The 25,760-nt window shown below is 57.5% G+C and carries 32 protein-coding genes and 3 pseudogenes; 21 read left to right on the top strand and 14 right to left on the bottom strand.

What is annotated here, in order from left to right; genetic code table 11:
- Positions 1–347 precede the first annotated feature (347 nt).
- The 4 genes from MESS4_RS25980 to MESS4_RS25965 form a co-directional block, all read right to left on the bottom strand.
- On the bottom strand, positions 348–1,730 hold the full coding sequence (locus MESS4_RS25980; RefSeq protein ID WP_006337672.1) for a DNA modification methylase: 1,383 nt from the start codon (positions 1,728–1,730) through the stop codon (positions 348–350).
- Between the two features lie 399 nt (positions 1,731–2,129).
- Positions 2,130–2,450, bottom strand: coding sequence for a hypothetical protein (locus MESS4_RS25975; RefSeq protein WP_006337665.1), 321 nt, complete (start codon positions 2,448–2,450; stop codon positions 2,130–2,132).
- Between the two features lie 516 nt (positions 2,451–2,966).
- Complete coding sequence (locus tag MESS4_RS25970) at positions 2,967–3,944, bottom strand: SDR family oxidoreductase (protein WP_006337664.1); 978 nt, start codon at positions 3,942–3,944, stop codon at positions 2,967–2,969.
- Between the two features lie 98 nt (positions 3,945–4,042).
- Positions 4,043–5,308 carry a DUF763 domain-containing protein gene (locus tag MESS4_RS25965; RefSeq protein WP_036242193.1) on the bottom strand — a complete coding sequence of 422 codons (1,266 nt, stop codon included), beginning with the start codon at positions 5,306–5,308 and terminating at the stop codon, positions 4,043–4,045.
- A gap of 328 nt (positions 5,309–5,636) precedes the next feature.
- Here MESS4_RS25965 and MESS4_RS35160 point away from each other — a divergent pair, with 328 nt between their 5' ends.
- Positions 5,637–5,834: a hypothetical protein gene (locus tag MESS4_RS35160; protein WP_198292805.1), complete on the top strand. Its 198-nt coding sequence runs from the start codon at positions 5,637–5,639 to the stop codon at positions 5,832–5,834.
- Positions 5,835–6,209: 375 nt separating this feature from the next.
- Positions 6,210–7,294 (top strand): annotated as a pseudogene (locus MESS4_RS25955) (histidine kinase dimerization/phosphoacceptor domain -containing protein).
- A gap of 519 nt (positions 7,295–7,813) precedes the next feature.
- Here MESS4_RS25955 and MESS4_RS25950 read toward each other — a convergent pair.
- Entirely contained in the window at positions 7,814–8,269 is a 456-nt protein-coding gene (locus tag MESS4_RS25950) for a hypothetical protein (RefSeq protein WP_244441223.1), read from the bottom strand.
- 137 nt (positions 8,270–8,406) lie between these two features.
- Positions 8,407–8,589, bottom strand: a complete 183-nt coding sequence (locus MESS4_RS32795; protein WP_081609861.1) for a hypothetical protein — start codon at positions 8,587–8,589, stop codon at positions 8,407–8,409.
- 871 nt (positions 8,590–9,460) lie between these two features.
- On the opposite strand from MESS4_RS32795, the gene MESS4_RS25945 reads away from it, so the two are divergent.
- Complete coding sequence (locus MESS4_RS25945; RefSeq protein WP_006337658.1) at positions 9,461–9,955, top strand: ferritin-like domain-containing protein; 495 nt, start codon at positions 9,461–9,463, stop codon at positions 9,953–9,955.
- Between the two features lie 512 nt (positions 9,956–10,467).
- Here MESS4_RS25945 and MESS4_RS33785 read toward each other — a convergent pair.
- Complete coding sequence (locus MESS4_RS33785; protein ID WP_198292804.1) at positions 10,468–10,800, bottom strand: hypothetical protein; 333 nt, start codon at positions 10,798–10,800, stop codon at positions 10,468–10,470.
- Between the two features lie 485 nt (positions 10,801–11,285).
- Here MESS4_RS33785 and MESS4_RS25935 point away from each other — a divergent pair, with 485 nt between their 5' ends.
- Positions 11,286–11,555: a hypothetical protein gene (locus MESS4_RS25935; protein ID WP_006337655.1), complete on the top strand. Its 270-nt coding sequence runs from the start codon at positions 11,286–11,288 to the stop codon at positions 11,553–11,555.
- 523 nt (positions 11,556–12,078) lie between these two features.
- Here MESS4_RS25935 and MESS4_RS25930 read toward each other — a convergent pair.
- Complete coding sequence (locus tag MESS4_RS25930) at positions 12,079–12,390, bottom strand: hypothetical protein (RefSeq protein WP_006337652.1); 312 nt, start codon at positions 12,388–12,390, stop codon at positions 12,079–12,081.
- Between the two features lie 75 nt (positions 12,391–12,465).
- Between MESS4_RS25930 and MESS4_RS25925 the strand changes: the two genes are divergently transcribed.
- Positions 12,466–12,687 (top strand): DUF768 domain-containing protein, encoded by a 222-nt coding sequence (locus MESS4_RS25925; RefSeq protein ID WP_006337651.1) that lies wholly within the window; start codon positions 12,466–12,468, stop codon positions 12,685–12,687.
- A 25-nt stretch (positions 12,688–12,712) separates the two neighbouring features.
- Here MESS4_RS25925 and MESS4_RS25920 read toward each other — a convergent pair whose 3' ends face one another.
- From MESS4_RS25920 to MESS4_RS25910, 4 genes are all read right to left on the bottom strand, one after another.
- Positions 12,713–13,537: a Ku protein gene (locus tag MESS4_RS25920; protein WP_006337649.1), complete on the bottom strand. Its 825-nt coding sequence runs from the start codon at positions 13,535–13,537 to the stop codon at positions 12,713–12,715.
- 68 nt (positions 13,538–13,605) lie between these two features.
- Positions 13,606–13,845 (bottom strand): hypothetical protein, encoded by a 240-nt coding sequence (locus MESS4_RS33780; RefSeq protein ID WP_157385681.1) that lies wholly within the window; start codon positions 13,843–13,845, stop codon positions 13,606–13,608.
- A complete protein-coding gene (locus tag MESS4_RS25915) occupies positions 13,829–14,047 on the bottom strand; it encodes a DUF768 domain-containing protein (RefSeq protein ID WP_006337645.1) in 219 nt (72 codons plus the stop codon). Before MESS4_RS25915 ends, MESS4_RS33780 begins: the two co-directional genes overlap by 17 nt.
- 199 nt (positions 14,048–14,246) lie before the next feature.
- On the bottom strand, positions 14,247–14,435 hold the full coding sequence (locus MESS4_RS25910; protein WP_006337644.1) for a DUF3606 domain-containing protein: 189 nt from the start codon (positions 14,433–14,435) through the stop codon (positions 14,247–14,249).
- Positions 14,436–14,553: 118 nt separating this feature from the next.
- Between MESS4_RS25910 and MESS4_RS25905 the strand changes: the two genes are divergently transcribed.
- From MESS4_RS25905 to MESS4_RS25860, 9 genes and pseudogenes are all read left to right on the top strand, one after another.
- On the top strand, positions 14,554–14,865 hold the full coding sequence (locus MESS4_RS25905) for a hypothetical protein (protein WP_006337643.1): 312 nt from the start codon (positions 14,554–14,556) through the stop codon (positions 14,863–14,865).
- Between the two features lie 177 nt (positions 14,866–15,042).
- The gene (locus tag MESS4_RS25900; protein ID WP_006337642.1) at positions 15,043–15,513 is read left to right on the top strand and encodes an Hsp20 family protein; all 471 of its coding nucleotides are present in this window, start codon (positions 15,043–15,045) and stop codon (positions 15,511–15,513) included.
- A 67-nt stretch (positions 15,514–15,580) separates the two neighbouring features.
- Complete coding sequence (locus MESS4_RS25895; protein ID WP_006337641.1) at positions 15,581–16,042, top strand: hypothetical protein; 462 nt, start codon at positions 15,581–15,583, stop codon at positions 16,040–16,042.
- Between the two features lie 90 nt (positions 16,043–16,132).
- Positions 16,133–16,357 (top strand): hypothetical protein, encoded by a 225-nt coding sequence (locus MESS4_RS25890; protein ID WP_244441222.1) that lies wholly within the window; start codon positions 16,133–16,135, stop codon positions 16,355–16,357.
- 83 nt (positions 16,358–16,440) lie between these two features.
- Positions 16,441–16,899 (top strand): YidB family protein, encoded by a 459-nt coding sequence (locus MESS4_RS25885; protein ID WP_006337638.1) that lies wholly within the window; start codon positions 16,441–16,443, stop codon positions 16,897–16,899.
- Between the two features lie 18 nt (positions 16,900–16,917).
- The gene (locus tag MESS4_RS25880; protein ID WP_051070934.1) at positions 16,918–17,163 is read left to right on the top strand and encodes a hypothetical protein; all 246 of its coding nucleotides are present in this window, start codon (positions 16,918–16,920) and stop codon (positions 17,161–17,163) included.
- A 421-nt stretch (positions 17,164–17,584) separates the two neighbouring features.
- A pseudogene (locus MESS4_RS32775) lies at positions 17,585–17,885 on the top strand (DUF1236 domain-containing protein).
- 64 nt (positions 17,886–17,949) lie between these two features.
- Positions 17,950–18,147 (top strand): hypothetical protein, encoded by a 198-nt coding sequence (locus MESS4_RS25870; RefSeq protein WP_006337633.1) that lies wholly within the window; start codon positions 17,950–17,952, stop codon positions 18,145–18,147.
- A gap of 492 nt (positions 18,148–18,639) precedes the next feature.
- Complete coding sequence (locus MESS4_RS25860; protein WP_006337630.1) at positions 18,640–18,942, top strand: hypothetical protein; 303 nt, start codon at positions 18,640–18,642, stop codon at positions 18,940–18,942.
- Positions 18,943–19,048: 106 nt separating this feature from the next.
- Here MESS4_RS25860 and MESS4_RS32765 read toward each other — a convergent pair.
- A pseudogene (locus MESS4_RS32765) lies at positions 19,049–19,420 on the bottom strand (recombinase family protein); the annotation flags it as partial.
- A 276-nt stretch (positions 19,421–19,696) separates the two neighbouring features.
- Between MESS4_RS32765 and MESS4_RS25850 the strand changes: the two are divergent.
- Entirely contained in the window at positions 19,697–20,971 is a 1,275-nt protein-coding gene (locus MESS4_RS25850) for a cation:proton antiporter (RefSeq protein WP_006337628.1), read from the top strand.
- A 33-nt stretch (positions 20,972–21,004) separates the two neighbouring features.
- Here MESS4_RS25850 and MESS4_RS25845 read toward each other — a convergent pair whose 3' ends face one another.
- The gene (locus tag MESS4_RS25845; RefSeq protein WP_006337625.1) at positions 21,005–21,364 is read right to left on the bottom strand and encodes a hypothetical protein; all 360 of its coding nucleotides are present in this window, start codon (positions 21,362–21,364) and stop codon (positions 21,005–21,007) included.
- Positions 21,365–21,539: 175 nt separating this feature from the next.
- On the opposite strand from MESS4_RS25845, the gene MESS4_RS25840 reads away from it, so the two are divergent.
- The 6 genes from MESS4_RS25840 (at position 21,540) to MESS4_RS25810 (ending at position 25,733) form a co-directional block, all read left to right on the top strand.
- The gene (locus MESS4_RS25840) at positions 21,540–22,646 is read left to right on the top strand and encodes an IS5 family transposase (RefSeq protein ID WP_006337624.1); all 1,107 of its coding nucleotides are present in this window, start codon (positions 21,540–21,542) and stop codon (positions 22,644–22,646) included.
- A complete protein-coding gene (locus tag MESS4_RS25835) occupies positions 22,643–22,969 on the top strand; it encodes a hypothetical protein (RefSeq protein ID WP_006337622.1) in 327 nt (108 codons plus the stop codon). The genes MESS4_RS25840 and MESS4_RS25835 overlap by 4 nt, the downstream gene beginning before the upstream one ends.
- Complete coding sequence (locus MESS4_RS25830; protein ID WP_006337620.1) at positions 22,945–23,298, top strand: YidB family protein; 354 nt, start codon at positions 22,945–22,947, stop codon at positions 23,296–23,298. The genes MESS4_RS25835 and MESS4_RS25830 overlap by 25 nt, the downstream gene beginning before the upstream one ends.
- Positions 23,299–23,498: 200 nt before the next feature.
- Positions 23,499–24,215 carry a pentapeptide repeat-containing protein gene (locus MESS4_RS25825; RefSeq protein ID WP_006337614.1) on the top strand — a complete coding sequence of 239 codons (717 nt, stop codon included), beginning with the start codon at positions 23,499–23,501 and terminating at the stop codon, positions 24,213–24,215.
- A 196-nt stretch (positions 24,216–24,411) separates the two neighbouring features.
- Positions 24,412–24,984 carry an ATP-dependent DNA ligase gene (locus MESS4_RS25820; RefSeq protein WP_006337613.1) on the top strand — a complete coding sequence of 191 codons (573 nt, stop codon included), beginning with the start codon at positions 24,412–24,414 and terminating at the stop codon, positions 24,982–24,984.
- A gap of 326 nt (positions 24,985–25,310) precedes the next feature.
- Positions 25,311–25,733: a hypothetical protein gene (locus MESS4_RS25810; RefSeq protein WP_006337603.1), complete on the top strand. Its 423-nt coding sequence runs from the start codon at positions 25,311–25,313 to the stop codon at positions 25,731–25,733.
- The last annotated feature ends 27 nt before the right edge of the window (positions 25,734–25,760 follow it).

Here is a 25,760-nt window from a genome sequence, read left to right as displayed (position 1 = left end):
CGCGAAAATCTCGCGTCCTGGCGGCCTTATAAGATGAAATCAACTTGTTTCGCGGAGTGAAGATCACACGTCCGAAGAGGCGTTGTTGCAAGAAATTTGCAAGAAGTATGATATTGTAGGAATATTATTCCTTAATAGGCAAAGTTTTGCGCCTATCTCAGTAGAAAATTTCTATGGCGTGATATTCGGCAACACTAAGCGCAGGAGGTCCTTCGAATCGACGATCGATTATTTCTTCACGTCGGACGATGAAACAGGGATGCCTCGGCCAATGGGCCGAGGCATCGTGGACTATTGATATTCAGCGCCGGTTGCCCCCAGCTTCAACACAAGCTTGAGGCGACCTCCTACGCGCCGGGCAGCGTCGGCGTCTTCAAGCCCTCCAGCAGCAAAGGCGCTGGCGGGCCGTCTTTGGCCTTCCAGCCAGCCTTGGCTGCCCTTTCGACCGCGCCAAAGATCATGCCATCGCCGACGCGAACGGCGTCCTTGCCGGTCTCGGCCTGCCAGCGACGAATGGCTAGGTCGACAAAGATCGGTTCGATCTCGATCCCGTAGCAAAGCCGACGGGTGCGTTCCGCGGCGATCAGTGTCGTTCCGGATCCTAGGAAGGGGTCGAACACGATATCGCCTGGCACGCTGGCATCACGGATGGCATCGGCAACCATTGCCGACGGTTTTACGGTCGGATGTTCGCTAAGCAGGTGTCGCTCCGGCCCCATGACATTGACGCCCCTGTAGTGCCACACGTTCGATCGAGAGCGGCCGTGCTTGCCGAGTTCAACATTGTTGCGGTGGGAAACGCCGGGACGTTTGAAGATTACGACTAGTTCGTGCTGCGAGCGCAGGAAACTGCCCATGCCCGCATTGGTCTTGACCCAGACAGCCATATTGAGAAGCTCGAGGCCGAGCGACTCGCCTGCATCAATCAAAGCAGCGATCGAGCGCCAGTCCATGCACACATAGGCAAGTCCGCTCGCGGACATGTGGGCAAAGATCGCCGAGAGAGTGGCGCCGAGGAAGGCCTGGAACTCCGTCCGGCTCATCTCCCCAGAGGCCATCGCAAATTCACTGTGCGATGCCTTGCCCAGGCCTGAAACGTGCCCCTTTATAGGAACGTTGTACGGCGGATCCCCGAAGCTGATCGCGGCAGTTCGAGACTGAAACAAAGCTTCCAAGAGAGTCTGATCGCGAAAGTCGCCGCAGGCGATCCTGTGTGCGGTCGCAGTCTCGCCCAGAATCCAGATGTCGCCATACCTGGACACCGGAATTTCGGAAACCATCTTGGCATCGATATGCTCCTCAACGCCCGAAGGCTCATCGACAATCTCGATGACGTTCTCGATCTCGAGCGTGTCGAAACCAGTAAGGTCGATGTCGTAGCCGACCTCGATCAGATATTTGAGTTCCCGCGCAAGCGCCTCCTTGTCCCACTGCCCGCCTTCAGCCAGACGGTTCATCGCCAAGCGAACGGCTCGTCTGTCGACCTCGGCTAGATGGGAGATGTCGATCGTAAGGACGTGCGTGAGGCAGGCTTGGCTGGCGGCCTCTAACCTCGCATGACCGTCGACGATAAAGCCACCTGTCTCAATGAGCAGCGGAGCAAGCACTCCGTACTTTTTCACATGGGCCGCTAGCCTACGACGCTTTTCGCGCGGATGATTACGCGATGCGAATGGTGAAACCTTCAGCTCCGAGATCGGCGTGAGCTGCACTTCGAGATGATTTTTCATGGGACAGTACCTCCATTGCACATGGAGAGCCCATGGCTCTACGCTATAATCGCGAGCAGACAAATTGACCGCGCTCTAGCCCTGTTTTGGATTAGAATTTTGAGCCTTTCGGATGGAATTTCTCGGAGTGTTGCAAAATTGCAGCGAATCGGTCCTTTTTGGGAGCTGATGCCCAGTATCTGTCGAGCGATGGCCGTTAAAACTAACGATCAGGAGCCACCGCAAGCTACAAATGGCCGGTGAGGGCATATGAGATGTCGTTACCTCTCATCGTCTGCGATGAATGAGGCGGCCGGGGGCGGCCGATAATGACTGTCTCCTGAGACCACGAGGTTGATGTGAGAAATCTGGAACATCTCTCGCACCAGTGTGACCCGCGCCGAAGTCTGGATCCGAGCATCAGTGTAACCGTGAAAGCGACCCTGGTTTGGTCGAATAGACGACCCGACCGCGTGGCCAATCTTCGTATTCGGTCGACAACAGCGCGGCACTTAGGTTTCTAGCCCGTAACCAGGCCGCGCCACGCCGTTTCATCTTTTCCCAATAGTCATAATGTCCGCCCGGATGGGTTAGCAGCTCACCATAAGTCTCGGCATCGGCAAAATCGATCGCGTCGCCCAAAATGGCGTCACGACCAGCCCGATCGATAACGATCCAGAAAAATCCCACTTTGCCGATCAAGCCGCTTTGGTGGCCATCGCTAGTGCTGTCACTCGACATCAATGGACTTAGCCCCGACCCAACGATATCAAAGCACCGCTGGCTGGCACCAATCCTACGGCGTCGTGGCGCCTTTTAACCGTCCAGCAAATCCCTTGCTTTTCGTGAGAAGTCAAGGTGCTGGGAAGCGAGCCAGACCGGCCTGGCTGGGGCCAAAGTCGCATAATATGCAGTCTGGAACTTCGCGGAGAGGACTATGTTCGCTCGCCGCGGCCGTCATATACCAATGAGCTAACTTCGGAAGTCGCGGAAGATAGACGTTCGATTCAGTGATCCAGTGTCTGACTGGCCCGCAGCTGGCATCAGATTGCAGCGTAGGCCCCCACAAGCAATCTGAGTTCATAGTTGCAAATTGGGATCGTACCGCAAGGCCGTTTCGAGATGTCGACGCATCAGGAGGGCAGCCATTTCGAAATCCTCACGCAGGAGGTAGTCCAGGATAGCCATATGCTCTCTGTAATTGGCCTTCACAAAATCAAAACCGTGCTGCCAAGTGGCTGTGCGGCCGTTGCCGGCTCAATACCCGCCTACAATCGGCAGGATCTCGCCGGTGATGTAACTCGAGCATTGCGATGAAGCCAAAAACACATACGCAGGCGCAATTTCTTCCGGTTGTGCCGGTCGCTTCATCGGCGTCTTCGCGCCGAACTGCGAGACATCTTCAGCCGTCTTTTCCGAAGGGTTGAGCGGTGTCCAGACTGGCCCCGGGGCCACCGCATTGACGCGGATGCCTTTGGGGATGAGGTTGCCCGACAGCGCCTTCGTGAAAGCGTGGATGCCACCCTTGGTCATCGAGTAGTCGATCAGTTGTTTCGAGCCGTCGATGCCGGTCACCGAACCGGTGTTGATGATGGCCGAGCCCGGCTTCATGTGCGGCATCGCTTCTTGTGCCATGTGAAAATAGCCGTAGAGATTGGTCTTCAGCGTCGTGTCGAAATGCTCTTCGGTGAGGTCGGCGAAATCTGCGGAATGGACCTGGAAGGCGGCGTTGTTAACCAGTACGTCGAGCCCACCCAATTGCTTGACAGTTGCCGCCACGGCCCGGCGGCAAAAGGGGCGGCGGGAGACATCACCACGCAACGTCAAGCAGCGCCGGCCTTCGGCCTCGACCGCCTGCTTAGTCACGCCCGCATCCCTGTCCTCCGACAAATAGACGAGGGCGACATCAGCGCCTTCGCGCGCAAACAGCACCGCGACAGCCCGGCCGATGCCAGAATCGCCGCCCGTGATCAGCGCCACCTTGCCGTCGAGCTTTTTCGAACCCTGCCAGAACGGCGCGTCATACAGCGGCGCTGGCTTTATCTGCCACTCCTCGCCGGGTTTCGGGTGATGCTGTTTCGGGAAAGGCGGTTCGGGATATTTACGCGCGCCGGCCTGCATGGCGCCATCGGGTTTTGATTTCGCCTTCTTGCGGTCGTCGGCGTCGACCTTGCGCTGCACGCTTCGTTGAGTCTGCGTTGCCTTCGACGTGTCGGTTTTCGTTTTTGCCAGCATGAATTGCCTCCTTCGGTTCGAAGGGACAACGCGCGTGGGGCGAAAAGGTTTTCGTCAGTTCTCTGATGGCCCGCACCACCGGGAAATTTAGATAGCAATCATACCTTCTTGCTTAACGTCGCCGCCGGCCTTTCTTCCGGTGCAGGCTCCCATCCGAATACACTGCGGCCACCGAGTAAATGCGATTGATCGAATTCTCCTGCGACAATTTCCTTGAGGCTGGGACCTGTCGCATAGCGCTCGACTTGCCAAGATTGTTCGTCCAGCCGACGCAAAGCTCCAAGCTCTTCATCGCGTCCGAGCTTGGCCTTCTGAACAGCGGACTTCAAGACACCGATCGTCTCATCGTAAACCTTGAGCTGCACCGGAAAGGGGTGCTTGTCCTTGCCGCCATGCGCCAGTGAAAAGCGCCCAGGGTCCGAGAAACGGCATGGCGCGCCGTGCATGACTTCCGCCACCAGTGCCAGCGCTCGCACCGTGCGCGCGCCTACACCTGGCACCATAAGCAGTTCCGCAAAATCCGAAGGCCCGCGTTCGGCGGCGGCCGCAATGTTCCCATGCAGGCGGCGCATCACGACATCGCTTTCCCTGACATTGTGATGCGCGGGCATGACCAAGTGCGGTAGAAGTGCCTGTGCGGGCTCCGGCGCTGGGCCGAGATCGAATTTCGCGAATTCTCTGAGGATGCGGTCGGGCCCAAGATCGAGCAGGAGATCCAGCTGTCCCTTGCGGGATGCCTCGGCGCGATGATCCGTCAGGTTGATGATCTGGCCCTGGTTGGCGCCCTCGATCGCCGCATGCGGCTGGTCGACAAAACTTTTCAGTCCTTCGGATAACCAGTGATAGCGACGCGCGACCTTGCTTTCGCCATTCATGCCTTGCTGCACCACGACCCAGTCGCCTTCATCAGTGACGATGAATCCATGCAGATAGAGATCGAATCCGTCCTGGACGGCAGCGCTATCCACCTTGGCGATCAGTCGGCTGGTATTGGCCAAATCTGTTCCATCGAACCCGACGCGCTCGCCGATCAGGGCAAGCTCGTGCGGCGTCTTGCGCGAATGAGCGCCCCGTCCGCCGCAGACATGGATGCCAAGCTCGCCGGAGAGGGGAGTCAGACCGCGTTTCAAGGCGCCCACGACACTGGTCGTGATCCCTGATGAGTGCCAATCCATACCCATGACTGCGCCGAACGATTGAAACCAGAAGGGATGGGCAAGTCTGCGCAGCAGTTCGTTGCGGCCATAGTGATGGATAATCGCTTCGCACATAATAGCGCCAAGGCGCGTCATGCGGTCTCCGAGCCATTTGGGCAATCGCCCACCATGGAGCGGAAGATCGGCGCTTCCTGATCGTTGAGCCAACTTTGTGCTGCCTGTTCTCTTGCTGCCTTCGACAGATAGTGATCCGGTGGGCAGAGAGAAAGCTGTCTCATCGCCACGCCGGCCGCAGAGCGTGGGAAAGCGATCCTCTTCGACCGCCAACGCTAACAAAACGACGAACTGCCCAGCCGAGCTGGGTGAGCCGGCATGAGCAAGACGGGGTGCGCGATCGTTAAGAGGCTTTGGAAGTCGCCTGACAAGCGCTCGTTTCGGCGAATTTCTATTTGCTGAAATTCATCTTTTGTGTCGCCAAGCTCTGGGCAGCCTCTTCGATTGCCGCGCGGTCATTGCCGAGCCTGTCGATCAGGTCTTGCGCTTGTTGGCCTGTTATACCCGTTCGCATCGCCAGTGCCTCGATCGTCAAAACGTCTGTGCTGGCAATCTCGCAGGTTTCCGGAAGACCTTCGTCCGCGGTGAAAGGCAGTTCGGCCTCTCGATCAATTTCAGCTTTCGCTTGAAGCCACTGGCGCTGGTTAACGCCATGGGCACCACCTCGCTCAAGGCTTGAGACATCTCAATACGCCCGATGCAGCACACGGAACGAACCCGCATCCCGGACGTTTTGATAGGATCGCAGAGCTATGCTCAGCAAGAACGGGAGAGCGTGATGAACAACATTGTCTGGTTGGTCGGCGCTGTAGTCATTGTCATAGCGGTGCTAAGCTTTTTTGGGCTTCGGTAACATGAATAGACATAACAGAATTCTGGAAGCCGGGTGGCTGCTGGCGTTGCCGGTGTCGCTCGTGCTTACGGTCTTTTTTGCCGAAGTCATCCTTCTGCATTAAGGGAGCCGTCGGCGTCTGCCTCCGCAGAGGGGCGCGAATGTCGCGATGGCAGGGCACGCAGCGCAGATACGGCACCCACGCACAGCTAGGCTGGTCAGATGACATCGGATTCAGAGAAGGCCGAGGCGGTCGAGCAATTGCTTGATACACCTGATCTTGCCACTGCGCTTGAAAGCGAACAGTTCAAGAAATTCCTTGACCAGGTGCCAATCGCCATTGCCGTTTCCGATCTTGGTGCGACGGAGCGGGTCGTCTACGCCAATCCGGAATTCGAGAAACTGTCTGGCCTGAAGGCGGCTAGGTTCACCCGAGAAAACTGGGCAGGACTACCCGGCATCGGCATCCACCAGCAGAAGGACCGACCGCTTGCTGAGGCGGTGGTGAATGAGACCGATTTCGTCGGCACTTTTCGGCTGGAGCGCGGCGAGGAAAAGCCGGCGATCGTCGACGTTTATTCCAACGTCATCGAGGACGACAACGGAAAGATCTGCTTTCGGCTGGTGGCGTTGGTCGACGTGTCGTCACATGGCGAGACGCAGGAAGGACGATCGGGGGAGGAGCGCCTTCGTGAGAAGGACACGTCACTGCGCGAACTGCAGCACCGGGTCAAAAACAATTTGCAAATGATCACCGCATTGATCCGTCTAGAAACCCGGAACGCGACCGAACCGGACCAGAAGCGTTTCGAGAGGCTCGCGGGGCGAGTGGATGCTCTGGCGATCCTCTACCAGGCGCTATCGGCTGACGAGCAGAAGGATGATATCGATCTCGGCGTCTATCTCAGCCAAATCGCCTCAGCGGTGATGAGCTCGCATGCGGTTGAAGGTATCCGCCTGGACATGAAGGTGGACACCTATCCTGTCTCGATCAACGTCGCCATGCCGACCGGGCTGGTTGTGAACGAGTTGCTGACAAATGCGCTCAAACACGCGTTCCAGGGCCGTGAGGGTGGCACGATAACACTGCACAGCATCGTCAATGGCGACGGCTGCCGGGTCACCGTCGCCGACGATGGGATCGGCTTGCCGGAAGGCGAGACATGGCCCAAACCTGGCAAGCTCGGCGCACTGATAGCGCGCTCGCTGACCGAGAACGCCAAGGCGGAATTCCACGTCAATTCGAGCGCTGGCGGGGGACGAAAGTCACCATCGTCTTCAGGCGATCAGCTGCAGCCGCCACCTGATAAATCCGTATCGTTACATGCGGACTAAGGGTGGCGCTGTGTTGAGAGCGAACCTTTTGTCCTTTTAGCATCTAAATCCAATTCAAACGCATTTGCTGCGGATGTACAATCCTGCTTGATCAAATTCATTCACTGCAATCAGAGTTATTTTCCCTGCTTGTCGAGATAAATTCCTGATCGTTTCGCAAGCTGCTCGGTTAAGTCGTGATGACGAAGCAGCCTTGCGACTTCAAGATTGAATATGAACACGGTCGGCGACTTCACCTTATAGGATAGCGCGCAGCCAAGTTTATAGCGTACGATCACGGTAGAAATATTCCTTCAAACCTACTTCCGTTCAACTTTGACAACACCACTGCCAGTTTCTTGGGCACTGTTTACTCTGTGTTACGCAACCCCAGAATAGCTCAAGACCAAGTGGGTCTGATGTCGACTGTTGAGATCCAATCGCTATGGGTTGCAAGCGGGAAGTAAGTTCGCTCACGGTTCCTGCAGTTGCGCCTTGTCTCTACGCAAGCATCAACGCGCATCGGCGCGCTCAAGATCTGAAACGCGCACCACGCCATGCTGGCTGACAAAGGTCAGAGTCGATTCCGCGCTCTGACCCTGAGAGACGCCTGAGATCTGGTGGTCGCCGGTGTCGTAGATTTTCGTTTGCCCATGATCATTGATGATCAGACGGCGCTTTTCGGGAAAGACCGCGTAGCGCATGTCGTTCTGAGATCCGACCGAGGAAGGGGGGCCAAACTCTTGCGGCCACCATGAACCGGTATGTCGGGGACCAGCAGAACGATAGCTGACGGCCGTGTCTTCAGGGCGTTGCTCTGCTGGCTGCTCGCGCAGATGTGCCGACAGTTCTCCGGCGATGGCGTTTAGTTTTGCCCTTAGGCTGTCGTTGAACATGTCGCCTACCATCGTCATGCCGGATGACCATTGCGACATTCCCCCGAAATCGGGATGGCTGAACTGAGCCATAGTTCCGTGTCCGCGTCGCAGTGCCTGGAGTATAGCCATGACGGCGCCTTCGGAGACGCCATGCTCCCGCGCCAAGCGGCCGGTTAACTCAGCTTCCTTAGAGGCGTTTGCCATCGGTCGCGTCCTGTAGAGCCCACTCAGTCCTTATTCTTCTTCAAAGCCTCAGCCTCGTCTTTTAGCCTTGGCCAGTCAGCACCATGCTTTTGCAAAAGAGCCCGTGCCTCTTTTGGGGTGATTGCTGATATCTCCGCTAGATGCTTAGCCTCCAACTCTTGCCCTTTGAGAACACGGCTTGAGCCATTCGGCTTTCTTACGGTCATTGGGGTCCCCCCTTGCAATAGCGAAGCAACGAGTTTCGAAGGAAGGAGTTCCGATGGGCCGTAATGAACGTGAGCCCGAGCCGCCATTTGATCTTCGGCCGAGGCCACTGTTGCCAAAAGATCTCATCCCGTCAGCATGGCAATTTTGTCGGAACGGGCACCTTGCGACTTCGTTTCCTGTCCAGTGTCGACCCTGCGAGCGCAGATTCATGAAAGAAATAGCCAGCACTGCCACCATAATTGCATCGATAGCGGTCGCGATCGTGCTAGTTCTTATGGTCCCAAAAGGGCTGCATGACCCGGCTGACAATCCAATCGTGAGCGCGGACGGCGCCTTGCCCTCAAGGGCCATTCAAGGACCGTGACTGGAAGCACGTGGCGGAGCCCTCCGCACAACATGAGCTAACTGGATTTTTTGGGAATAAACCGTCTTCGCTCCGAGTCTTCTGTCGGAGGGCCGAACCTGACCTATCAACAGGCTGGCACCGCTATCGCATAAGTCCGTCTGCCCGTATGCGAGCTTTTGGTTGGAGATTTGAGTTGCCGAGATACGTTTTCGAAGAAATACACGGGAGTACGGTCACCGCGTCTCAAAGCATTGTCGCCCCTTCGGCGTTCAAAGCCGCCGCCAATGCGACCGGTCGCCTGATAACGCTATGGTCTGGCGAGCCAGCTTGTGTGCGGGTTACTGAAATCGGGATGAGGCGCTCGTTCACTTACGCTTATTGCGGATATTTCTAGAAGGGCGCGGGCAGCGAAGGCGATCCTGCAGCTGATTTTCCGACAACATCAAGATCGGGAAACTGGCCGAGGAACCAAGGGCAGCCGACTTCATTCTTCTCCAAGCCATTCCCGGCTCGGAGGAGTTATCATGAAGACGCTGGCTGAAATATTCGAGCACACGCTTGAAGACGTCTACTTTGCCGAAAATGCCATTGCCAAGGCGCTGCCCAAGGTGGCGAAGGCGGCGACGGATGCCAAGTTGAAGAAGGCGGTTGAGGATCACCTCGAAGAGACGAAGGACCAAATCAGGAAACTGGGGGAGGTCTTTAAATCGATAGGCAAGAAACCGGCCGGAGAAAAGTGCGACGCGATAGAGGGACTGATCAAGGAAGCGGATGGTCTTATGGAAGAAGCCTCTGGCACCGCTCTCAACGCTGGCCTGTTGGCAGCGTGCCAAGCCGTCGAACACTACGAGATTTCGAGGTATGGATCGCTTCGTGAATGGGCGAAAGACCTTGGCCACGACCAAGCCCATAAGCTGCTGAGTGAGATCCTTGATCAGGAGAAGGCGACGAACAATAAGCTGACAAACTTGGCGGTGACATCGATCAACAAAACCTCGGCGGCTGCAAAAGCGGCTTAGTGCCACTCCGCAGGGGGAGCACCGGCCGGGTGAGCATGCGCTGATGCGAAACACTCCGAACGAATTAAGTCTAATGAGGCCTGACCCGATATGGGTCAAATAGATGACATCGCAATTGCGCGGATTGTATTGGGCTTGGGGTGGAGGGCTCGTCGGTTCGCAAATGGGCCGGCGGGCTTTCGCATCGCAGACCGCACTCAACAGATAACGCCTGAGCGACGGCAGGCAGCAACGATAGCTGACAGACCTTTGTTCATTTGGCGGCACTTCAAGGGACTCCTCGGCCCATCAAAATGCATACCGGATCATGGCAATCGGCCGTGATCGTACGCTTCATCCGTTCGACCGATGTGCTCAAATGCTGAAAGTGAAATTTACAACTTAGAGGCGCAGCCGACAGCCTTAACCCTGAACTTTGAGATGAAGAGCAGAAAGAATCCTTGGCGTATCTAGGACGTTATCGAGTCGCTGCGAAGACCGCTTTTCTGGTCACGCTGGGTGTTGTTCTCCTGCTAACTCTCTCGCCTGAGTGGCTTTGGCAGATGCTTGGTGTCGCTATCACACTTGGTCACAACAAGCTTGATCATGCCGTTGCGTTTGCCGTGCTGGCGGCCACCGGATATTTCGCCTGGCCGGACCATAGGAGGAAACTGACTTTTCTCCTCGTCCTGACCGGCGCAGTGATCGAAGTCGTTCAAGGGCTTCAGATGATTGGTCGCGATCGTGATGCCTGGGATTGGGCTGCCGACTGTTTCGGTATGGCAGTCGGTTTGAAAATCGGGGACTGGATAAGCAACTTCACCGTCGCCCTGAGATACGAAAAAGCGACGTTCCCTGTAGATCAAGATGGCCAATGTTTCGGAGTCGATCGATCCGCGAAGACCGCGCCGCCAAATTCAGACCTGTCTAGCACGTCGACTAAGCTTTGCTCGTTGAGACCTTCCCGGGCTGATCCCCCGGCTGCTCATACCCCTGCCCGCTTCCGAATGGTGGCGGGCTTTTTTTGTGACGCTTGGGAACGGCCTTCTCCTCAAGGAATTCTCTCATTGAGGGAAAGCGAGGAGCTGAACAATGAAGAAAACCTACCAGAAGCCCACCCTGACCAGACGCGAAGTTCTCTCCAAAGTCACTGCCGGACCCGGCCCGTCGGTCATTATAGTAGTGCCTTAGTAGCAGTAGAGTTTGCAACGAGCCCGCCGTACCGAGAGGTGCGGCGGGCTTGTTGCGTTTTAAGAGGCTGAATTACCCTACTTAGATGGAACCGAGATTCGAATGGATTGTTCTTGCACGAGCAACACTGCCGCGGTCTGAGGCAAGTCGGATATGAACAATGGCACTCTACTATTTCGATATCGACGAAAACGGCGACCTATATCCGGATGACCAAGGGACTAACTGCGAGGACTTTCCCCAGGTGAAGAGGGAAGCCATTTCGGCACTGGTTGACATGATCAAGGAAAGCCTGCCGGACGGCGACCATCACCGCCTGTCCATTAAGGTGCGCAATGATAGCGGCACAATCGTCTTGCAAGTCGCGCTGAACTTCGATGTTGAGGCCGAGCACCGGTCCGCCCGAACTTCCCCAGACAGCCACGTCTGACTGCCATTTATCGGGATTTCCTGCCGGAAGATCGATCTTGCGCGAAGACGGTGGCGGGCGGCTTCGACCCTCAAAAGATATTGAAATCAGTCGGTCACTTTTGATATTTTTTAGCTAGAACTTTTGAAATTGTGGAAGGAGGCCGTTATGCCACTTTTGCACAAGACCCGGGATTGCTGTGTTTATGAACCGTCTGAGTTGGAGCTGCTTGGTCGCGTGTTCAATCGCTTGAAAAAAGACGGTCAGTCTCCAGAGCAGCGGGAAATACTCGCGTCAAGGATTCTGGCAAACTATTCAGCTGGAATTACGGATGAGGAGGAGCTGGTCTCAGCGTCCAGGCTGCCGCTCGGCCGCTAGAGACCGAAGCTGGGCTTTATTGCGCTGTCGTCGGAACAAAAGCCGCCCGGTTAGGTTGGGCACGCGTCGGGGGCTGCCCCACAGCACCCGACAGGCGGCCAAAAGACCCACCCGGTTCGGGGTCGCCGAATGCCCGTCGTTCATACGAGCGGCGGGCTTTTTCGCATCAATCTGAAGTGTCTCTCAGAGGCGCACGCTTGCGCGGCGCCGGATTCCATGCGGTGATGGCGTCCGCGTCCACGGTGATCAGTCCGCCGGCCTTCACCGTGACTTGGCGAACGTCCTCATCGACGCGGGTGATTTCGCCCCTTAGCTCAAGCTCTTCGCCGGCCTTCGTCTTTTTCGGCGCCTGTATCGAATAGGGGAAAGCATATGACGGGATGCTGACACTGGCGCGGCCGTCGTCCAGCATTTTCAGCACAGTGACCGTGATCGTCACCTCGTCGCCGATGTTGAGGTCAGAAATTTCCCAAGCCATATCAAGATTCTGGCGCTGACTTTTCGATCGTCAAGAGCCAGCGGAACCTAATGCTGGCAGCGAGCTTATCGGCGGATGAGCACACACGGCATCAATTTCCTCCACAAGTGGATCTCCAACAACATCCCCGACACGGCGAAGGCCGATATAGTCTCAGTCGACGAACTCACGCATAAGCTGATCGCTGATGCGAAAGCGGTGGGGATCAAGCGCTACGAGATCGATGAGGAGGTCGATAGTCTCTACCGGACGATCGTTGACGCTATCCTGCATTTCGATCCTGGAATTCCCCAATAGCCAGGCCGGATGGCAGACTGGCATATTAAGCCGCGCTCTTCTTGCCAGCCGGCTTTTTGCCCGTTTCGATGCCTTCCTTTGCAAGGCTCTTCCGCAAAACCTCTGACAGGTTGACCACATTTTCACTGGGCTTCGGGACCGGCTTCGGTGGCTTTTTGCCTTTGCGCTTGGCGTCGATCATCTCGATCAAGGCGTTCTCGTACGTATCCTCGAATTTCGACGGGTCGAATGTCGCCACTTTCTTGTCGATGAGCAATCCGGCAATGTCGAGCAGCTCTTGGTCATAGGTTTGTTTCTTGAGATCTCCGAAGACGCTCTCTTCGGACACCATCTCGTTGTGAGTGCGCAGTTCGATCATCACCATGCCCTTGCCGTATGGCTCTATGAGAACCTCGCGACCGCGCTGATAGAGCACGATACAGGAGCGCGCCGCGACGCCCTTGTTTTCCATCGCCTTGCGAAGCACCTCGAAAGCTTCGACGGACGCGCCATCGGCAGGGATCAGGTAATACGGCTTTTCCAGATAACGCGTGTCGACCTCGCTAAGGGGAACGAATTCCCCGATCTCCAGCGTATGTTGTGAAGTGAGCTTGAGCTTCTTGACCTCATCCGGCTCGATCTGGATGAAGTCGTCTTTCTCCACCTCAAATCCCTTAACCTGTTCCTCCGTCGGCACCACATCGTCGGTTTCTTCGTCGACATAGGCGCTCTTGACGGGGACACCGTTCTTGCGATTGAGGATTTTGAAATGAATTTTCGAGGCTTCGCTTGTGGCTCCAACAACCTTGACCCCACACGAAACAGAACCGAATTTCAGGAAGCCTTTCCAAGCGGCGCGCGGCGCGACCATTGTTCTACCTCATCGAATGGCAATGACGCCTGAACGGCCATACAGCCGGTTTGTTCCTCATCCTCACACTAGTGCTTTGCCAACGTCGCTGCCCGTTTGTTGAACGCCGCCGCTTCCTCGGCCGTGTCGAAGCTTTTCGCGCTGACGCTGCCATCCGCTTTCAGCGTCACGGCGAGGAACGGCAAGCCGGGCACCGGTGGGGCATAGACGATATATGCAGGAGCTTTTTTCAGAACCGCCTCTCGCTTTATCGGTTTAGTTTTTCGACTGTTTCGATAATCGCTCCCCTTATTATGTCCAGTCGCCATCCTGCTGCACGATGGCATCCAAGATCATCGCATAGATACTACCGGTGTCTTCCTCCACCTCCGAGCTGCTAATGCCCATCGCTTTTGCGTCGGCGAACAGCTTCTCCGTCAGCTCGGCGACCGAGATGGCGCCGGATCCGACTGTGTTCGGAATGTTGTTGGAAATCCACTCGTGGACGAAGTCGGTGACGAGTGTGCTCAAGACGGCATAAGCTCCTGTCAATGCGCGAACGGCTATTGCAGCGTTTTAGGCGTCATTCGGCAACGGCCCCATGCCCCGGCTGCTCATGATGGAACACCTGGCCGAGGTGGCGGCAGTCTATCGCCTGGCCGCACACCGGGCGACTGGCCGTGCCGCCTAACCTTGATGCCTGTTGCAGGGTTGTCGGTTCGTAGGGGCATCAGCGGCCGCGAATGGCCTTCGCTTCCCGTTCCAGCGTCTCGCGTTCGTTCCCGTGCCTGGCGATCAATTCCTTCACCTGCTCGGCTGTAATGCCGACCTTGTTGGCGAAGTATTCCACTTCATATTCCTCGTCCGCCGACACACGGTCGCGGTCGCGGAAATCCCGCTTGCTCTTGTCGTCTGCCATATCCATTCCTCCCTTCGGGGCCATTGTGATGATGCGCAACGCGCAGCCAGCATCTTTGTTTCAGGGGGTTGGTACCATTTTAGCGCGAGCTAATTGAATCGGGTGTTCGGGTGGGCGCATGCGTCTGAAGTTCATCGAGCCTTTGTTGCCGACTTTGGTGGAGAAGCCTCCCGAAGGCGACGGATGGATTCACGAGGTCAAGTTCGACGGCTACCGATCGCAAATCGTCATCGACCCCGACTTCGCCTTTACGCGCAACCGCGCCAACTGGACGGCGAAGTATCGAGACCTGGTCGGGGCAGCGAAACAGCCCGGGCTCGACAACGCCATCATTGACGGCGAGGTTGTCATAATGAAGCTGGCTTGTCCGACTTCGCCGAGCTTCGCAAAGCCATCACGCGACGCGACGATTAGTTTCCATGCGACCTGATCTCGCGGGTATTCCCTGGCTGTCGAAGGCTCCCAAAAAAATTTTCTGCACGCTCTTGAAATTTTTTTATGACCTCGCCAAATCGATTGCCGTCGAGGCTTAGGCTCGACTGTCTTGGCGTCGCGGCGACGCTGCGACGCTGCTTGTAACCCATGTTGCTTTACGGAGGATATGGCTATGAGAAGCTTGGATTATGCCCCCCTTTACCGTTCGACGGTCGGCTTCGATCGTCTTTTCGACCTGCTCGACAACAGCGTGCGGACGGATTGGCCGCCGTACAATATCGAGAAAACCGGTGATAATGACTACCGCATCACCATGGCAATTGCTGGCTTCACCCCTGAGGAGGTCGAGCTCACACAGCATGGCCCTGAACTGATCGTGGTCGGTCAAAAACAGACCGAGGATAGCGACCGGCAAATTCTCCACCGTGGTATGGCGACTCGCAACTTCAAACATGTCTTCAGGTTGGCAGACTACGTGAAGGTCGCGAATGCCTCGCTGGAGAGTGGCTTGCTGGCTGTGGACTTGGTGCGCGACATTCCCGAGGAATTGAAGCCACGTCGAATCGGCATCAGCACGGATAAGCAGCCCTCTCAGAACAAGCAGATCAGCCAGGATACTCAGGCACAAAGCAAGGTAGCCTGACCACACTCATAAAATCTGCGGTCCCGCCTCCCGGCCAGCCGGGAGGCACAGATTGCGGAGAACGGAGATGACACCCGAAACCGAAGATTTACTCCAAACCAAGTCAGGCTATGCGGTACCGCTCAGCGTCAGGGAAACGCTGGGGAGTCCTGGCGATATACTCCATAATCCAAACTTGGGCGTTGCCGAGAAACGTGCGTTGCTCGCCTCATGGGCCTCCGATGCACGTGCCATCCCCGGCGTCCCGATGCTTCGTCAGTGGGACAACGACTCGGTCGCAATAATCGACGACATCTTGCGTGCCTTGTCGGCTCTGGACGACGAGCAGCAAGACGAAGAGATCCGTTATTGCTTTGCCAAGTCGCGGCGCGCCCCCTTCGCACGGCGTCCATACAAATGGAGTTCGTGGGTGCGCCGCCGTCGACGGGACGACGACGATGATCCGCCACCGTGCCCGGCAACAGCCCATCTCCCCCACAACAGCGGCGGAGGGGGTGCGACTGTCTGGCTTGAACCGGCACTGTCGTGAGGGCGGCGATACTACTCGCTATCGGCGGTCGTTTAACGCGTCTTCATCGCTTAACGACGACCGCCGGTCGGCGCGATGTTATAGCGACGGGTGTCATTGCGGCCCGTCGGCTCGGCCTTCGTCAACTCCAGCCGCGCCATCCGCGAGCGTCTATGGAAGCGTGTCCAGGAACACGCGGGGCCGCCGCCGAAGGGCATGAAGCGTCCCGCTACTCAATGGGTCAAGCCGGGGCTGATCGGCCGCGTGAAGCACTTGCGTGGCGAGGAAGACCTGCGTCATGCCTCACTGCAGGATTTCCGAGAAGAGACGGACTAAGCATCATCTGAAGGTCTACGAGATCGAGCAGGCGGAACCTTTGCGAGCACAAAAACTTCTCCCAGTAAGCTAGGGAGGAACCAATGGCAAATCTAGGAAGACTGGCTATCGCGATGCTTGGCATTCTGGCCTACCAAAATCGCGACAAGATCGGAGACTTGATCCGCGGTGCGGGAAATAGCGATCCAAACAACCCGCAAGGCGGGCTCTTGGATCAGTTGGCCAAGGGCGTCTCCGGGACGGCGTTTGGCGACATCCTCGACCGCTTCAGAAATGCAGGAGCGGGGCAGAAGGTGGATTCTTGGGTTAGTACCGGACCCAACCAGCCCATCGACCCAAAGGATGTGGAGATGGCAATAGACGAGGACACTCTCACTTCCCTTTCGATGCAAACTGGTCTGTCGCGCGATGAGCTGATTGCTAGGATCACGAAAGACTTGCCTGAGGCGGTCGACAAGCTGACACCAAAGGGCGAACTGCCAGCAGCGACCGATGAGGTTACACTGCTCGACCAGGTGCCGCCACGCACCCCAGAGCGGTAGATGGGATTAGATCCGAAGATGGTCGTGGCTAAGAAGGATCAGGAGCGGGTCGGGTACGCCTGGATGTATGGCGCTCAGGCTAAGAAGGACGGCAAGGAACGCCAAGTCCCCGACTACTGGCAGGAATACGCCGACGCGTGGCTGCAGGGCCTCGATGTCGAGCCCATGGCCGGCAAGACCACGCCCGTCAGCGACCATCTCGAAGAGGAGCTTGACGAAGGCGCAGTCGGCGCGCCGCTTAATGGTGAAATTCGCGAATCTTGAGATGCGAGAGGCCACCAGCCAAATCGAAAAATGGCGGGTGGCACTTCCCTATCGGCGCAGGAAGGGACGGAGCTGCGCAGATCTTCATTCCCACGAGGAAAAGTCCCATCGCTCTCAACCAACAATCATTCCGATCGCCAGGAAGGCGATTGAGACCACAAAAATCGGAGCCAGCAACCAGCGGGCTTGGTGAACGCTATTATTCATTAGGTCCTCCCTTTCAATGACCAATGGGGACCAGCGATGGCGGTTCCTCGCAGATTCGGCGTCCAACCCTATTGCGTGCAGCACCTCAGACTTAAGTCCCTATGCAGTTGGGACTGAAGGTCAGTCGAGGAACGTTCAAGAGCGTGACGGATTGGGCTCAGCGTGGCGCGAGGATGATGTCATCTAAGCGCAAGAAGCCCATAAGGAGAATGTTATGAGAGTGCATCTTTCCACTGCTGCCGCCGGCTTTCTTCTGCTGGCAGGTATCGGAGCCGCTGCCGCTCAGGACGTGATCATCGCGCCTGAGCAAGAGACCGTCATAAAGGAATATGTGAAGAAGCAGCCGCTCGCGTCTGTAAAGGTTCCTGGGGTAGAGCTAAAATATCGGCTCAGCACTGCCCGACACGGTCGAACTTCATCAGGTTCCCGACACCAAATACAGCTACGTGGTGGTCGACAGCCAAACCGTTGTCGTCGATCCAGGCACGCGCAAGATTATCAAGATCATCCAATAAATGGGAGGACATTCCGTCGTGTCGAAAGGCACGGCGGAATGCCAGTCGGGAGGAATGAATCATCATGTCGAACAATGAGCTTGGAGCGTCCCAGGCGCTCGAAAAGCGCGTAACTGACCTCAGCAAGAGGATGCGCGGCGCCCAGATTACCGAGACTGAGCTGAATATCTTTCGAAAGGTCGCGGCCGTCATGGAGGACGGCAAAGGCCGGATTGATGCCGACGATATGATTGCTGCGTCTTTCGTCAGCGAGACGGATTAGTCAGACCTGCTGAGGTGCGGCAAATGTCCCTAACTCCCAGCTTAAACTCTGTCGGTCTGACCTTCCAATGCCCGCATTGCAACTTCGCTTTCGTCAAGAACGGAAGCTGGTTTCAGGTCATCTCCCGCTACAAGTGCGAGGGATGCGGACAGAGGATCCGGATTACCTATCCGGATAAGGTCGCCATCTTCTAAAAGCACGCGCACATGGCGACCGCGCCGCCGAGAGCGCCGTAGTTTGTAGCTCTTCGCGTTTCAAGTCCTGCTCAATCTCTCCACCGTCGCAATGATCGCCTTCGCCAGTGCCTCTGCCTCGTCGATCGGCGCGGGGCCATAGAGCAGCAACACGGCCTCCTCACTGGGCAGGACGCCGGCGGGGCACGTTTGCTCTATAGCCATCCGCACCAATCGCAGCGCCGCCCTACAATCCCTGACATCCATTTCGGCCATAAACCATCCTTATATACAATTTGTCTAAAATAAGCGGAACCGAATGCTGCCCGGCGGCTTGAATCGCCGGTTCCGGAGCGTCGAGTACATGGGTAACGCCAATGATCGTCTGAAGTTCATCCCGCCCATGATGCCGGAGCTGGTCGACAAGCCGCCAGAGGGCGGCGGCTGGAGTCATGAAGTCAAGTTCGACGGCTATCGTTCGCAGATCGTCAGGGATGTCGGAGGGGTCCGCATCTTCACCCGCCGTGGACTGGACTGGACGGCAAAATATCGCGACCTTGCCGCGCTCGCAGGGATGCTGGACGTTGAAGCGCCATCATCGACGGCGAGATCATTGTCTTGAACGATGACGGCCTTTCGGACTTCGCAGCGCTGCGCAAAGCCATCACCGCGCGCCAGCACGATCTCTATTTTGTGGCCTTCGACTTGCTGCACCTTAACGGCCACGACTTCTCCGCGAGCGCCGCATAGAGATGCAGCATGAAAGGATCGGCATCTGCCCCGAGTTCGGCGACGATGAGCGGGACTCGCTGAACCATCAGCCCGGCGATAGATGCGACGTCACGAGAGAGCCGATCGAGCTTAGCAACAATCACCGGGCATTTTGCCTGTCGCGCCCGGGCGAGGGCGGCTGCCAGTTGCGGGCGCCGATCCAGAGCGTCCGCGCCCTTTCCAGTCTCGACCTCGGTGAATTCCTGGACGATGGCGATATCTTCAGCGTCGGCGAAGCGGGCGACGGCTGCGTGTTGCGCTTCGATGCCGAGGCCTGAGCGACCTTGCCGCTGGGTCGAGACGCGATAGTAGACGACCGCGCTCGTCATGTTGCTGTTTCCGGGGTGTTCAAACTGCAAACCACCGTTTGCAGTTTGCTCACCCCTCAAGAATAGGCAAGGGATTCAATGAGATAATGCGATCTACTCCAGTGATCTGCCCTTAGCCGGACAGCGGCTCCATGTCCGTGTTACGATAGACCTCGGTCGAGCGACTCGCAGGGGAAGCACATGGCGGGCGAACGTTGGGTGAGGAGGGGTGCCTGTTTGTGCTCGGGTTGGAAGCAGGTTGGCGCTTCGAACATGCGTTCAACGTCCTGAGCCCACATGCAGTCCTATGCCCTCCTCTTGGCGGTTTTTGGAGCAATCGTGCTCCTTACTGCCTGGCTACCCATACTTCTTAGGAAGCTTCCGCTTTCGCTGCCAATGGTTTGCATCGGGATCGGCGTTCTTTTGGTTTGGTCACCATTCTCTCCGCTCGTAGGGGTGAACCCACTTGAGAACCGGATACTAACCGAGCGACTCACAGAGTTGGTTGTCATCGTCGCCCTTATGGGGGCTGGCCTGAAGCTGGACCGGCCAATGAGTTGGCGGGGTTGGGAGTCCTCATGGCGCCTTCTCAGCATCGCCATGCCTCTGACGATCGCAGGAATTGCATTTCTCGGCTGGTCAATTCTCGGGCTTGGCATTGCCGCCGCACTTCTGCTTGGGGCTGCTCTCGCACCAACTGATCCTGTTCTGGCAAGCGACATACAGGTTGGTCCACCTCAATCCGGCAAGGAGGATGAGGCGCGTTTTGCCCTTACCTCCGAGGCCGGCCTCAATGATGGAGCCGCCTTTCCGTTCGTCTATCTCGCAATCGCAGTTGCGCTATCCAACGCGTCCGGTGAGCCTTTCTTCACACACTGGCTTGTCGTTGATGTTGTCTGGAAGATCGCCGCAGGCGTTGGCATTGGATGGCTGGGCGGAAAAGCTATGGGCTACCTTACGTTTCGTCTGCCGAAACGGTCGGGGTTGTCAGAGACGAGAGACGGCTTTGTTGCGCTCGGTATCACCTGCCTTGCGTACGGCTCGACCGAAATCCTTCACGGCTACGGCTTCCTTGCAGTGTTCGTCGCGGCCGTGGCGCTACGGTCCGTCGAGCGGCAGCACGAATATCATGAGAGCTTGCACGACTTCGCGGAGCAGATTGAGCGATTGCTGATGATGGTTCTGCTGGTCTGCTTTGGGGCAGCCATCGCAGAAGGGTCGATTTTTGGCGCCTTGAGTTGGCAGGTGATCGTCACTACCGCCCTGGTGCTGTTCGTGGTGCGACCGCTGGCTGGGTGGGTTGGGCTAATCGGATTTCCGGCGTCATCACGCGAAAAGGCCGTGATTGCTTTTTTTGGAATACGCGGCCTTGGATCGTTCTACTACCTCGCATTTGCACTCGGGCAGGCTGAATTTGAGGGTGCGACTGTTCTTTGGGTAACCGTCTGCTTCGCCGTTTTGAGTTCAATTGTTATGCATGGCGTGATGGTGACTCCGGTCATGCACCAATTGGACCGCGGCCGACCACGCTCTTGGCTGAGGATGCCCCGTGCTCGGCCTAAGCAGGACTAATGTCCGGTGTCGGATTTGCGTGCAGGACCAGCGCTATTGATCCTTTGGCGGGATGGTCTCGTAGATCGTGTGAAAGACTATGGGGCTATACGGATCGCCGACGTGCTCCTGAACTGAAGTTTCCTTCCAGCGCGCCCGCGTCTTCAGCCAGAAGATCGCCGCAGTGACAGCTTCACGTCCTTCGCCCGTGGCCTTCCGGTACAGGTTCTCGGCGACACGTGCATTGGCCTTGATATGACCGCCATCGAGTTGGGAAGCATAGTCAGCCTTCAACGTCTCGATGTCGATGCCGAGCACCTGGGCGATGTCGGCCGGGGTAACGCCATAGCCAGCCATTGCCTCCACCTGGGCGCAGTGTGGCTTCGATTCGTCGTCGGCGTGGGGTCCGGTCACTGTGGGCTCCATTTTGACCAATCAGGCTCTTCGCCGAGATCTTCGGGCGCAATTCCGCGCAATACCTTTATCTCAAGGGCGTGTCGGGCACAGCTCTAGCAGGCTGTTGAAGAAGTACTGGCGCGGTTGTTTGGAGCGTGATTCACTGGTTCCCGGATGATTTGGGGATTTGTGGATGCGCGGCTCAGACGAACGGACAGGTTCGCTGTTTTCGTATGTCGACCTTGAGGCGCGCGTTCGACGAGACCATCCGCTGCGGGTGATACGGGAGATCGTGAACGCAGCACTTGCGGAGATGGACGGCGACTTTGCGGTGCTTTATCCGCCCGGTCTCGGCCGCCCGTCGATCGCGCCGGAACGTTTGCTGCGTGCGATGCTGTTGCAGGCCTTCTACGGTATTCGCTCGGAACGTCAGTTGATGGAGCGGATGGAGTTCGATCTTCTGTTCCGCTGGTTCGTGGGGCTTGGTGTTGACGAGCCGGCCTGGGATCATTCGAGCTTCACCAAAAACCGGGATCGGCTGTTGGAAGGTGAGATCGCGGCAAAGTTTCTGCGCGCGGTGCTTGCTCAGCCGAAGGTGAAGCGGCTTTTGTCGTCGGATCACTTCTCGGTGGACGGGACGCTGATCGAGGCCTGGGCTTCGATCAAGAGCTTCCGCCGCAAGGACGGGGATGACAATGGCCCGGATGGAGCGGGGCGCAACGCCGAGCGCGGCTTTCACAAGGAGAAGCGCTCCAACGACACACACCAGAGCACGAGCGATCCGCAGGCACGGCTCTACAAGAAGGGCGACGGGCAGCCGGCGAAGCTCTGCTACATGGGGCATGCGCTGATGGAGAACCGTCATGGGCTTGCGGTCGATGGCGGCATTACCCAGGCCACGGGCACGAGCGAGCGAGATGCCGCGCTCGCCATGTTGGACCGCAGACCGTCGCGGCGACGCATCACACTGGGTGCCGACAAGGCCTACGATGTACGCCAGTTCGTCAAGGACCTGCGCGAGCGCAAGGTTACGCCGCACATCGCCGTCGACGGCCATCTGAGCAAAACCGGCAAGCCTCGCGTGACGGCGATCGATGACCGCACAAAGCGCCATCCGGGCTATGATGTCAGCCAGCGCTGCCGCAAGCGGATCGAGGAGGTGTTCGGCTGGATCAAGGCCTCGGCCGGCATGGCCAAGGTCAAGCTGCGAGGATGCGCCCGTGTGGGCGCGACCTTCACCTTGAACCTGGCGGCCTACAATCTGATCCGCTTGCCCAAGCTGCTGGCAGCGCCGGCATGAGCCTCACCGGCCGCTGGCGGATCGTCGCGATGCCCGACTATGTCGGGGACTATCGCGACATGATGGAGCCCGCCTACATTGAGTTCGCGGCCGATGGCTCCGGCGAATTCGCCTTCGGCTGCGTCACCGGCCAGATCTTCGGAGCGGGCGACGGCAACAATGTCGCCTTCTCCTGGCAAGGCAATGACGAAATGGACGAAGCCCAAGGCAATGGATGGGCTGAAATCCAACCAGACGGCTCTATCAATGGACAAATCTGCTTCCAGGGCGGCGATCAAGCAGACTTCGTCGCCCGCAAGTGGACTTCTTCAACAGCCTGCTAGGCGACATCCTTGACCGGTTCAGAACTGCGGGTGCAGGCGCGAAGGTGGACTCTTGGTTTGGCACCGGGTCGAACGACCCGATTGAGCCACGAGACGTGGAAATGGCCATAGACGAGGAGACGCTCACTGCTCTTTCTACGCAGACTGGCCTATCCCGCGAGGAGCTCATTGCCAGGATCACGCGAGATCTGCCCGAGGCTGTCAACAAGATGACGCCAAATGGTGAATTGCCAGTTGAGCCGACGCAAGGCTCGGAGAAGACCCTGCTCGACGACGTGGCCCCGCCTACGACACAAGCTAGAAATCCCGCCGGCCAAAGCGAAGTCTAGAGCGACAGCCCTAACACCGGGGAGATCTGATAAATGGTACGCGCCCGCGGCTGGGATAGGCGGGCAGGGCAAGCCCGGGTCTGGGGTCAAGAGCTTGAATATGAGAAATGCGCTAACTGTGACGGCGGTGGTCACGGTGGCTCGAGTGTCAGCAGATGTGGTAAGGTTGAGTGTCGGCGAGTAGCAGAGGTCCAGCAACAATGACTTTGAGGCGAACCAGAGCTTACGGCGCATCCGGCTTGGTTCTAGCGGTTTGCACTGTGTTTGCTTGGCAGAACGCCACTGCTGCTCACAATTGCCACGCAGCCGCGACGCCTGGCGTCAATTGGCACGAGTGTGACAAGAAGCTTCTCATCCTAGAAGGACAGGACCTGAGCGGGGCGAACCTGTTCGGTGTTGATTTCACTTCGACCGACCTCAGGAACAGCAATCTCCTTGCGGCAAATCTTGAGAAGGCAACGCTCGTGCGTGCTTCCCTGGCCGACTCGACCGCCAAAGGCGCCCGGTTCGACAGAATTGAGGCCTACAGGACCGACTTCAGCCGTATGGACGCGCAGGGCGCTGTGTTTGCGAGCGCGGAAATGCAGCGCTCGAATTTCCAGGACGCCAATCTGACCAATGTTGATTTCACAAAGGCAGAATTGGGGCGTGCGCAGTTCCATGACGCCGATATCAGCGGCAGCCGCTTCTCGTTTGCCAATCTCGCACGGGCGGACTTCCGAGGAGCGACGTTCACCGCGCCGATAGACTTTGACCGCGCCTTTTTCTTTCTGACCCGTATCGAGGGCGTCGACCTTTCCAATTCGGCGGGTCTGTCTCAGTGGCAGCTCAACATGGCTTGCGGAGACGCCCGGACCGAGTTGCCTTCTGGCTTGACGAGGCCTGAAGATTGGCCCTGTCAATTCCAGCAGGAATAGTTGTCGGCAAGCGAACTGCGGCAATGCTGCACCCGAAAGGATTCGAACCTGTAACGTTGTGCCGCGGGCATGCCCATTAAGGTCGAAGCCACCACCCGAGACGGCGAACTCCGGATATCCGTGTCTAATGCCGGAGAGCCCATTCCGCACGAGACAATGCAGCGCTTCGGCGGTGTTGGTCGGATTGCCGAGCTTTATGCTCGTCCTGCGTGAGGCGACGGCGGCTTTGGTGCGCTCCGAGATCAATCGACGCTCCTTGCGTGACATGGCGCTGAAAGAGCGCCGCGATATCCTGTCAGACATCATCCCGATCGACACTCGCATCCAGTTCGGCCAGGAACTACCCGGAGAGGCGGACGCGATCTATCACCTTGTAGACCAAGCCGGACTTGAGGGCATGGTATCCAAGCGTCATGACAGCAAGTATCGAAGCGGACAGTCGACCAATTGGCTTAAGATCAAGAGCTATGAGATTGCCGAGTACGAGATCCTCGGAGTCGAGCGCGAGGCGGGCAAGCCAGCGTGTGCTTTGAGGGCTGACCGCGCGAGCGGCAAGTACATCGGCTCGGCCTTCATCAATTCCAGCCGTGCGATCCGAGAGCGTTTGTGGAGGCGTGTACAGGAGCACGCGGGGCCACCGCCCAAGGGCATGAGGCGGCCGGCGACGCAATGGGTCAAACCGGGACTGATCGGTCGCGTAAAGCACCTGCGAGGTGAGGAAGACCTGCGGCACGCCTCGCTACAGGATTTTCGGGAAGAAGGAACTTAATCCCATTCGCCAGCTTATGGTGGATGAGCGCACGTGGCATCAACTTCTTCAACACATGGATGGCAGAGCATCTGCCTAACGCAGTGGCAAGCGGTCCGTTCGCCATTAGGGATCTGGCCGACTAGGCCCTGAAAGCGGCTGAGGAGAATGGCATCAAGACACATGAGATCGAAGAGGAGGTCGGTAACGTGTTCGACGTCATTTACGACGCCATGCTGCATCGTGAAGGCGGCATAGTGGAAATGCCCTGAAGCGACTTGCATCCGGCCGACAGACCGGGGCCGGTGAACTCGGTGCGGCGACCCCATCAACGGAGATCGCCGTGCATGCCTCAGAAGACACTCGCCGATACCCTGGCCGCCCGCGAGACGGTCTATGTCAATTGCGGCCATCCAATGTGCTGCAAGTCCACCAAGCTCGATGTGCAGGCGCTGATTGATCGGCTCAGCCCCGACCATGGCGCAATGCATTGGGACCTAGTCGGGGTCTTTGGATGCTCATCGTGCAAGGTCGCCGGCCGCGATCGGCGTCCGGTGTTCTTCACGATCATTCCTGACTACGAGGGCCACCAGAAGGAGCGCAATCGCGACTGGAAACCCGACCTTCGGGAGCGCGTCACGAGAAAGAAAATGGCCGGCGCCAATTGGTGGGGGTGGGGTAGTTGGGGTTCGACGCCGGCCAGACGGAGCATTTTTCAGGTCCGCCGCTCCAATAAACTAGCAGGCCGATCGCTGGCGCGTATGGCGTGATCGCGGAAGGGCCGGAACGCCTACAGC

The sequence above is a fragment of the Mesorhizobium sp. STM 4661 genome (assembly GCF_000359125.1).
In the GTDB taxonomy this organism is placed as follows: Bacteria; Pseudomonadota; Alphaproteobacteria; order Rhizobiales; family Rhizobiaceae; genus Mesorhizobium.
Note: the sequence above shows the minus strand (reverse complement) of the source record. Positions and strands in the feature narration are given on the sequence as shown.

Excerpts from the sequence above, each read along its gene's own strand:
- MESS4_RS25980 (WP_006337672.1), bottom strand. The coding sequence starts at position 1,730 with ATGAAAAATCATCTCGAAGTGCAGCTCACGCCGATCTCGGAGCTGAAG.
- MESS4_RS25975 (WP_006337665.1), bottom strand. The coding sequence starts at position 2,450 with ATGTCGAGTGACAGCACTAGCGATGGCCACCAAAGCGGCTTGATCGGC.
- MESS4_RS25970 (WP_006337664.1), bottom strand. The coding sequence starts at position 3,944 with ATGCTGGCAAAAACGAAAACCGACACGTCGAAGGCAACGCAGACTCAA.
- MESS4_RS25950 (WP_244441223.1), bottom strand. The coding sequence starts at position 8,269 with ATGGCTCAGTTCAGCCATCCCGATTTCGGGGGAATGTCGCAATGGTCA.
- MESS4_RS32795 (WP_081609861.1), bottom strand. The coding sequence starts at position 8,589 with ATGACCGTAAGAAAGCCGAATGGCTCAAGCCGTGTTCTCAAAGGGCAA.
- MESS4_RS25945 (WP_006337658.1), top strand. The coding sequence starts at position 9,461 with ATGAAGACGCTGGCTGAAATATTCGAGCACACGCTTGAAGACGTCTAC.
- MESS4_RS25935 (WP_006337655.1), top strand. The coding sequence starts at position 11,286 with ATGGCACTCTACTATTTCGATATCGACGAAAACGGCGACCTATATCCG.
- MESS4_RS25930 (WP_006337652.1), bottom strand. The coding sequence starts at position 12,390 with ATGGCTTGGGAAATTTCTGACCTCAACATCGGCGACGAGGTGACGATC.
- MESS4_RS25925 (WP_006337651.1), top strand. The coding sequence starts at position 12,466 with ATGAGCACACACGGCATCAATTTCCTCCACAAGTGGATCTCCAACAAC.
- MESS4_RS25920 (WP_006337649.1), bottom strand. The coding sequence starts at position 13,537 with ATGGTCGCGCCGCGCGCCGCTTGGAAAGGCTTCCTGAAATTCGGTTCT.
- MESS4_RS33780 (WP_157385681.1), bottom strand. The coding sequence starts at position 13,845 with ATGGCGACTGGACATAATAAGGGGAGCGATTATCGAAACAGTCGAAAA.
- MESS4_RS25910 (WP_006337644.1), bottom strand. The coding sequence starts at position 14,435 with ATGGCAGACGACAAGAGCAAGCGGGATTTCCGCGACCGCGACCGTGTG.
- MESS4_RS25905 (WP_006337643.1), top strand. The coding sequence starts at position 14,554 with ATGCGTCTGAAGTTCATCGAGCCTTTGTTGCCGACTTTGGTGGAGAAG.
- MESS4_RS25900 (WP_006337642.1), top strand. The coding sequence starts at position 15,043 with ATGAGAAGCTTGGATTATGCCCCCCTTTACCGTTCGACGGTCGGCTTC.
- MESS4_RS25895 (WP_006337641.1), top strand. The coding sequence starts at position 15,581 with ATGACACCCGAAACCGAAGATTTACTCCAAACCAAGTCAGGCTATGCG.
- MESS4_RS25885 (WP_006337638.1), top strand. The coding sequence starts at position 16,441 with ATGGCAAATCTAGGAAGACTGGCTATCGCGATGCTTGGCATTCTGGCC.
- MESS4_RS25880 (WP_051070934.1), top strand. The coding sequence starts at position 16,918 with ATGGTCGTGGCTAAGAAGGATCAGGAGCGGGTCGGGTACGCCTGGATG.
- MESS4_RS25870 (WP_006337633.1), top strand. The coding sequence starts at position 17,950 with ATGTCGAACAATGAGCTTGGAGCGTCCCAGGCGCTCGAAAAGCGCGTA.
- MESS4_RS25860 (WP_006337630.1), top strand. The coding sequence starts at position 18,640 with ATGCTGCCCGGCGGCTTGAATCGCCGGTTCCGGAGCGTCGAGTACATG.
- MESS4_RS25850 (WP_006337628.1), top strand. The coding sequence starts at position 19,697 with ATGCAGTCCTATGCCCTCCTCTTGGCGGTTTTTGGAGCAATCGTGCTC.
- MESS4_RS25840 (WP_006337624.1), top strand. The coding sequence starts at position 21,540 with ATGCGCGGCTCAGACGAACGGACAGGTTCGCTGTTTTCGTATGTCGAC.
- MESS4_RS25835 (WP_006337622.1), top strand. The coding sequence starts at position 22,643 with ATGAGCCTCACCGGCCGCTGGCGGATCGTCGCGATGCCCGACTATGTC.
- MESS4_RS25825 (WP_006337614.1), top strand. The coding sequence starts at position 23,499 with ATGACTTTGAGGCGAACCAGAGCTTACGGCGCATCCGGCTTGGTTCTA.
- MESS4_RS25820 (WP_006337613.1), top strand. The coding sequence starts at position 24,412 with ATGCTCGTCCTGCGTGAGGCGACGGCGGCTTTGGTGCGCTCCGAGATC.
- MESS4_RS25810 (WP_006337603.1), top strand. The coding sequence starts at position 25,311 with ATGCCTCAGAAGACACTCGCCGATACCCTGGCCGCCCGCGAGACGGTC.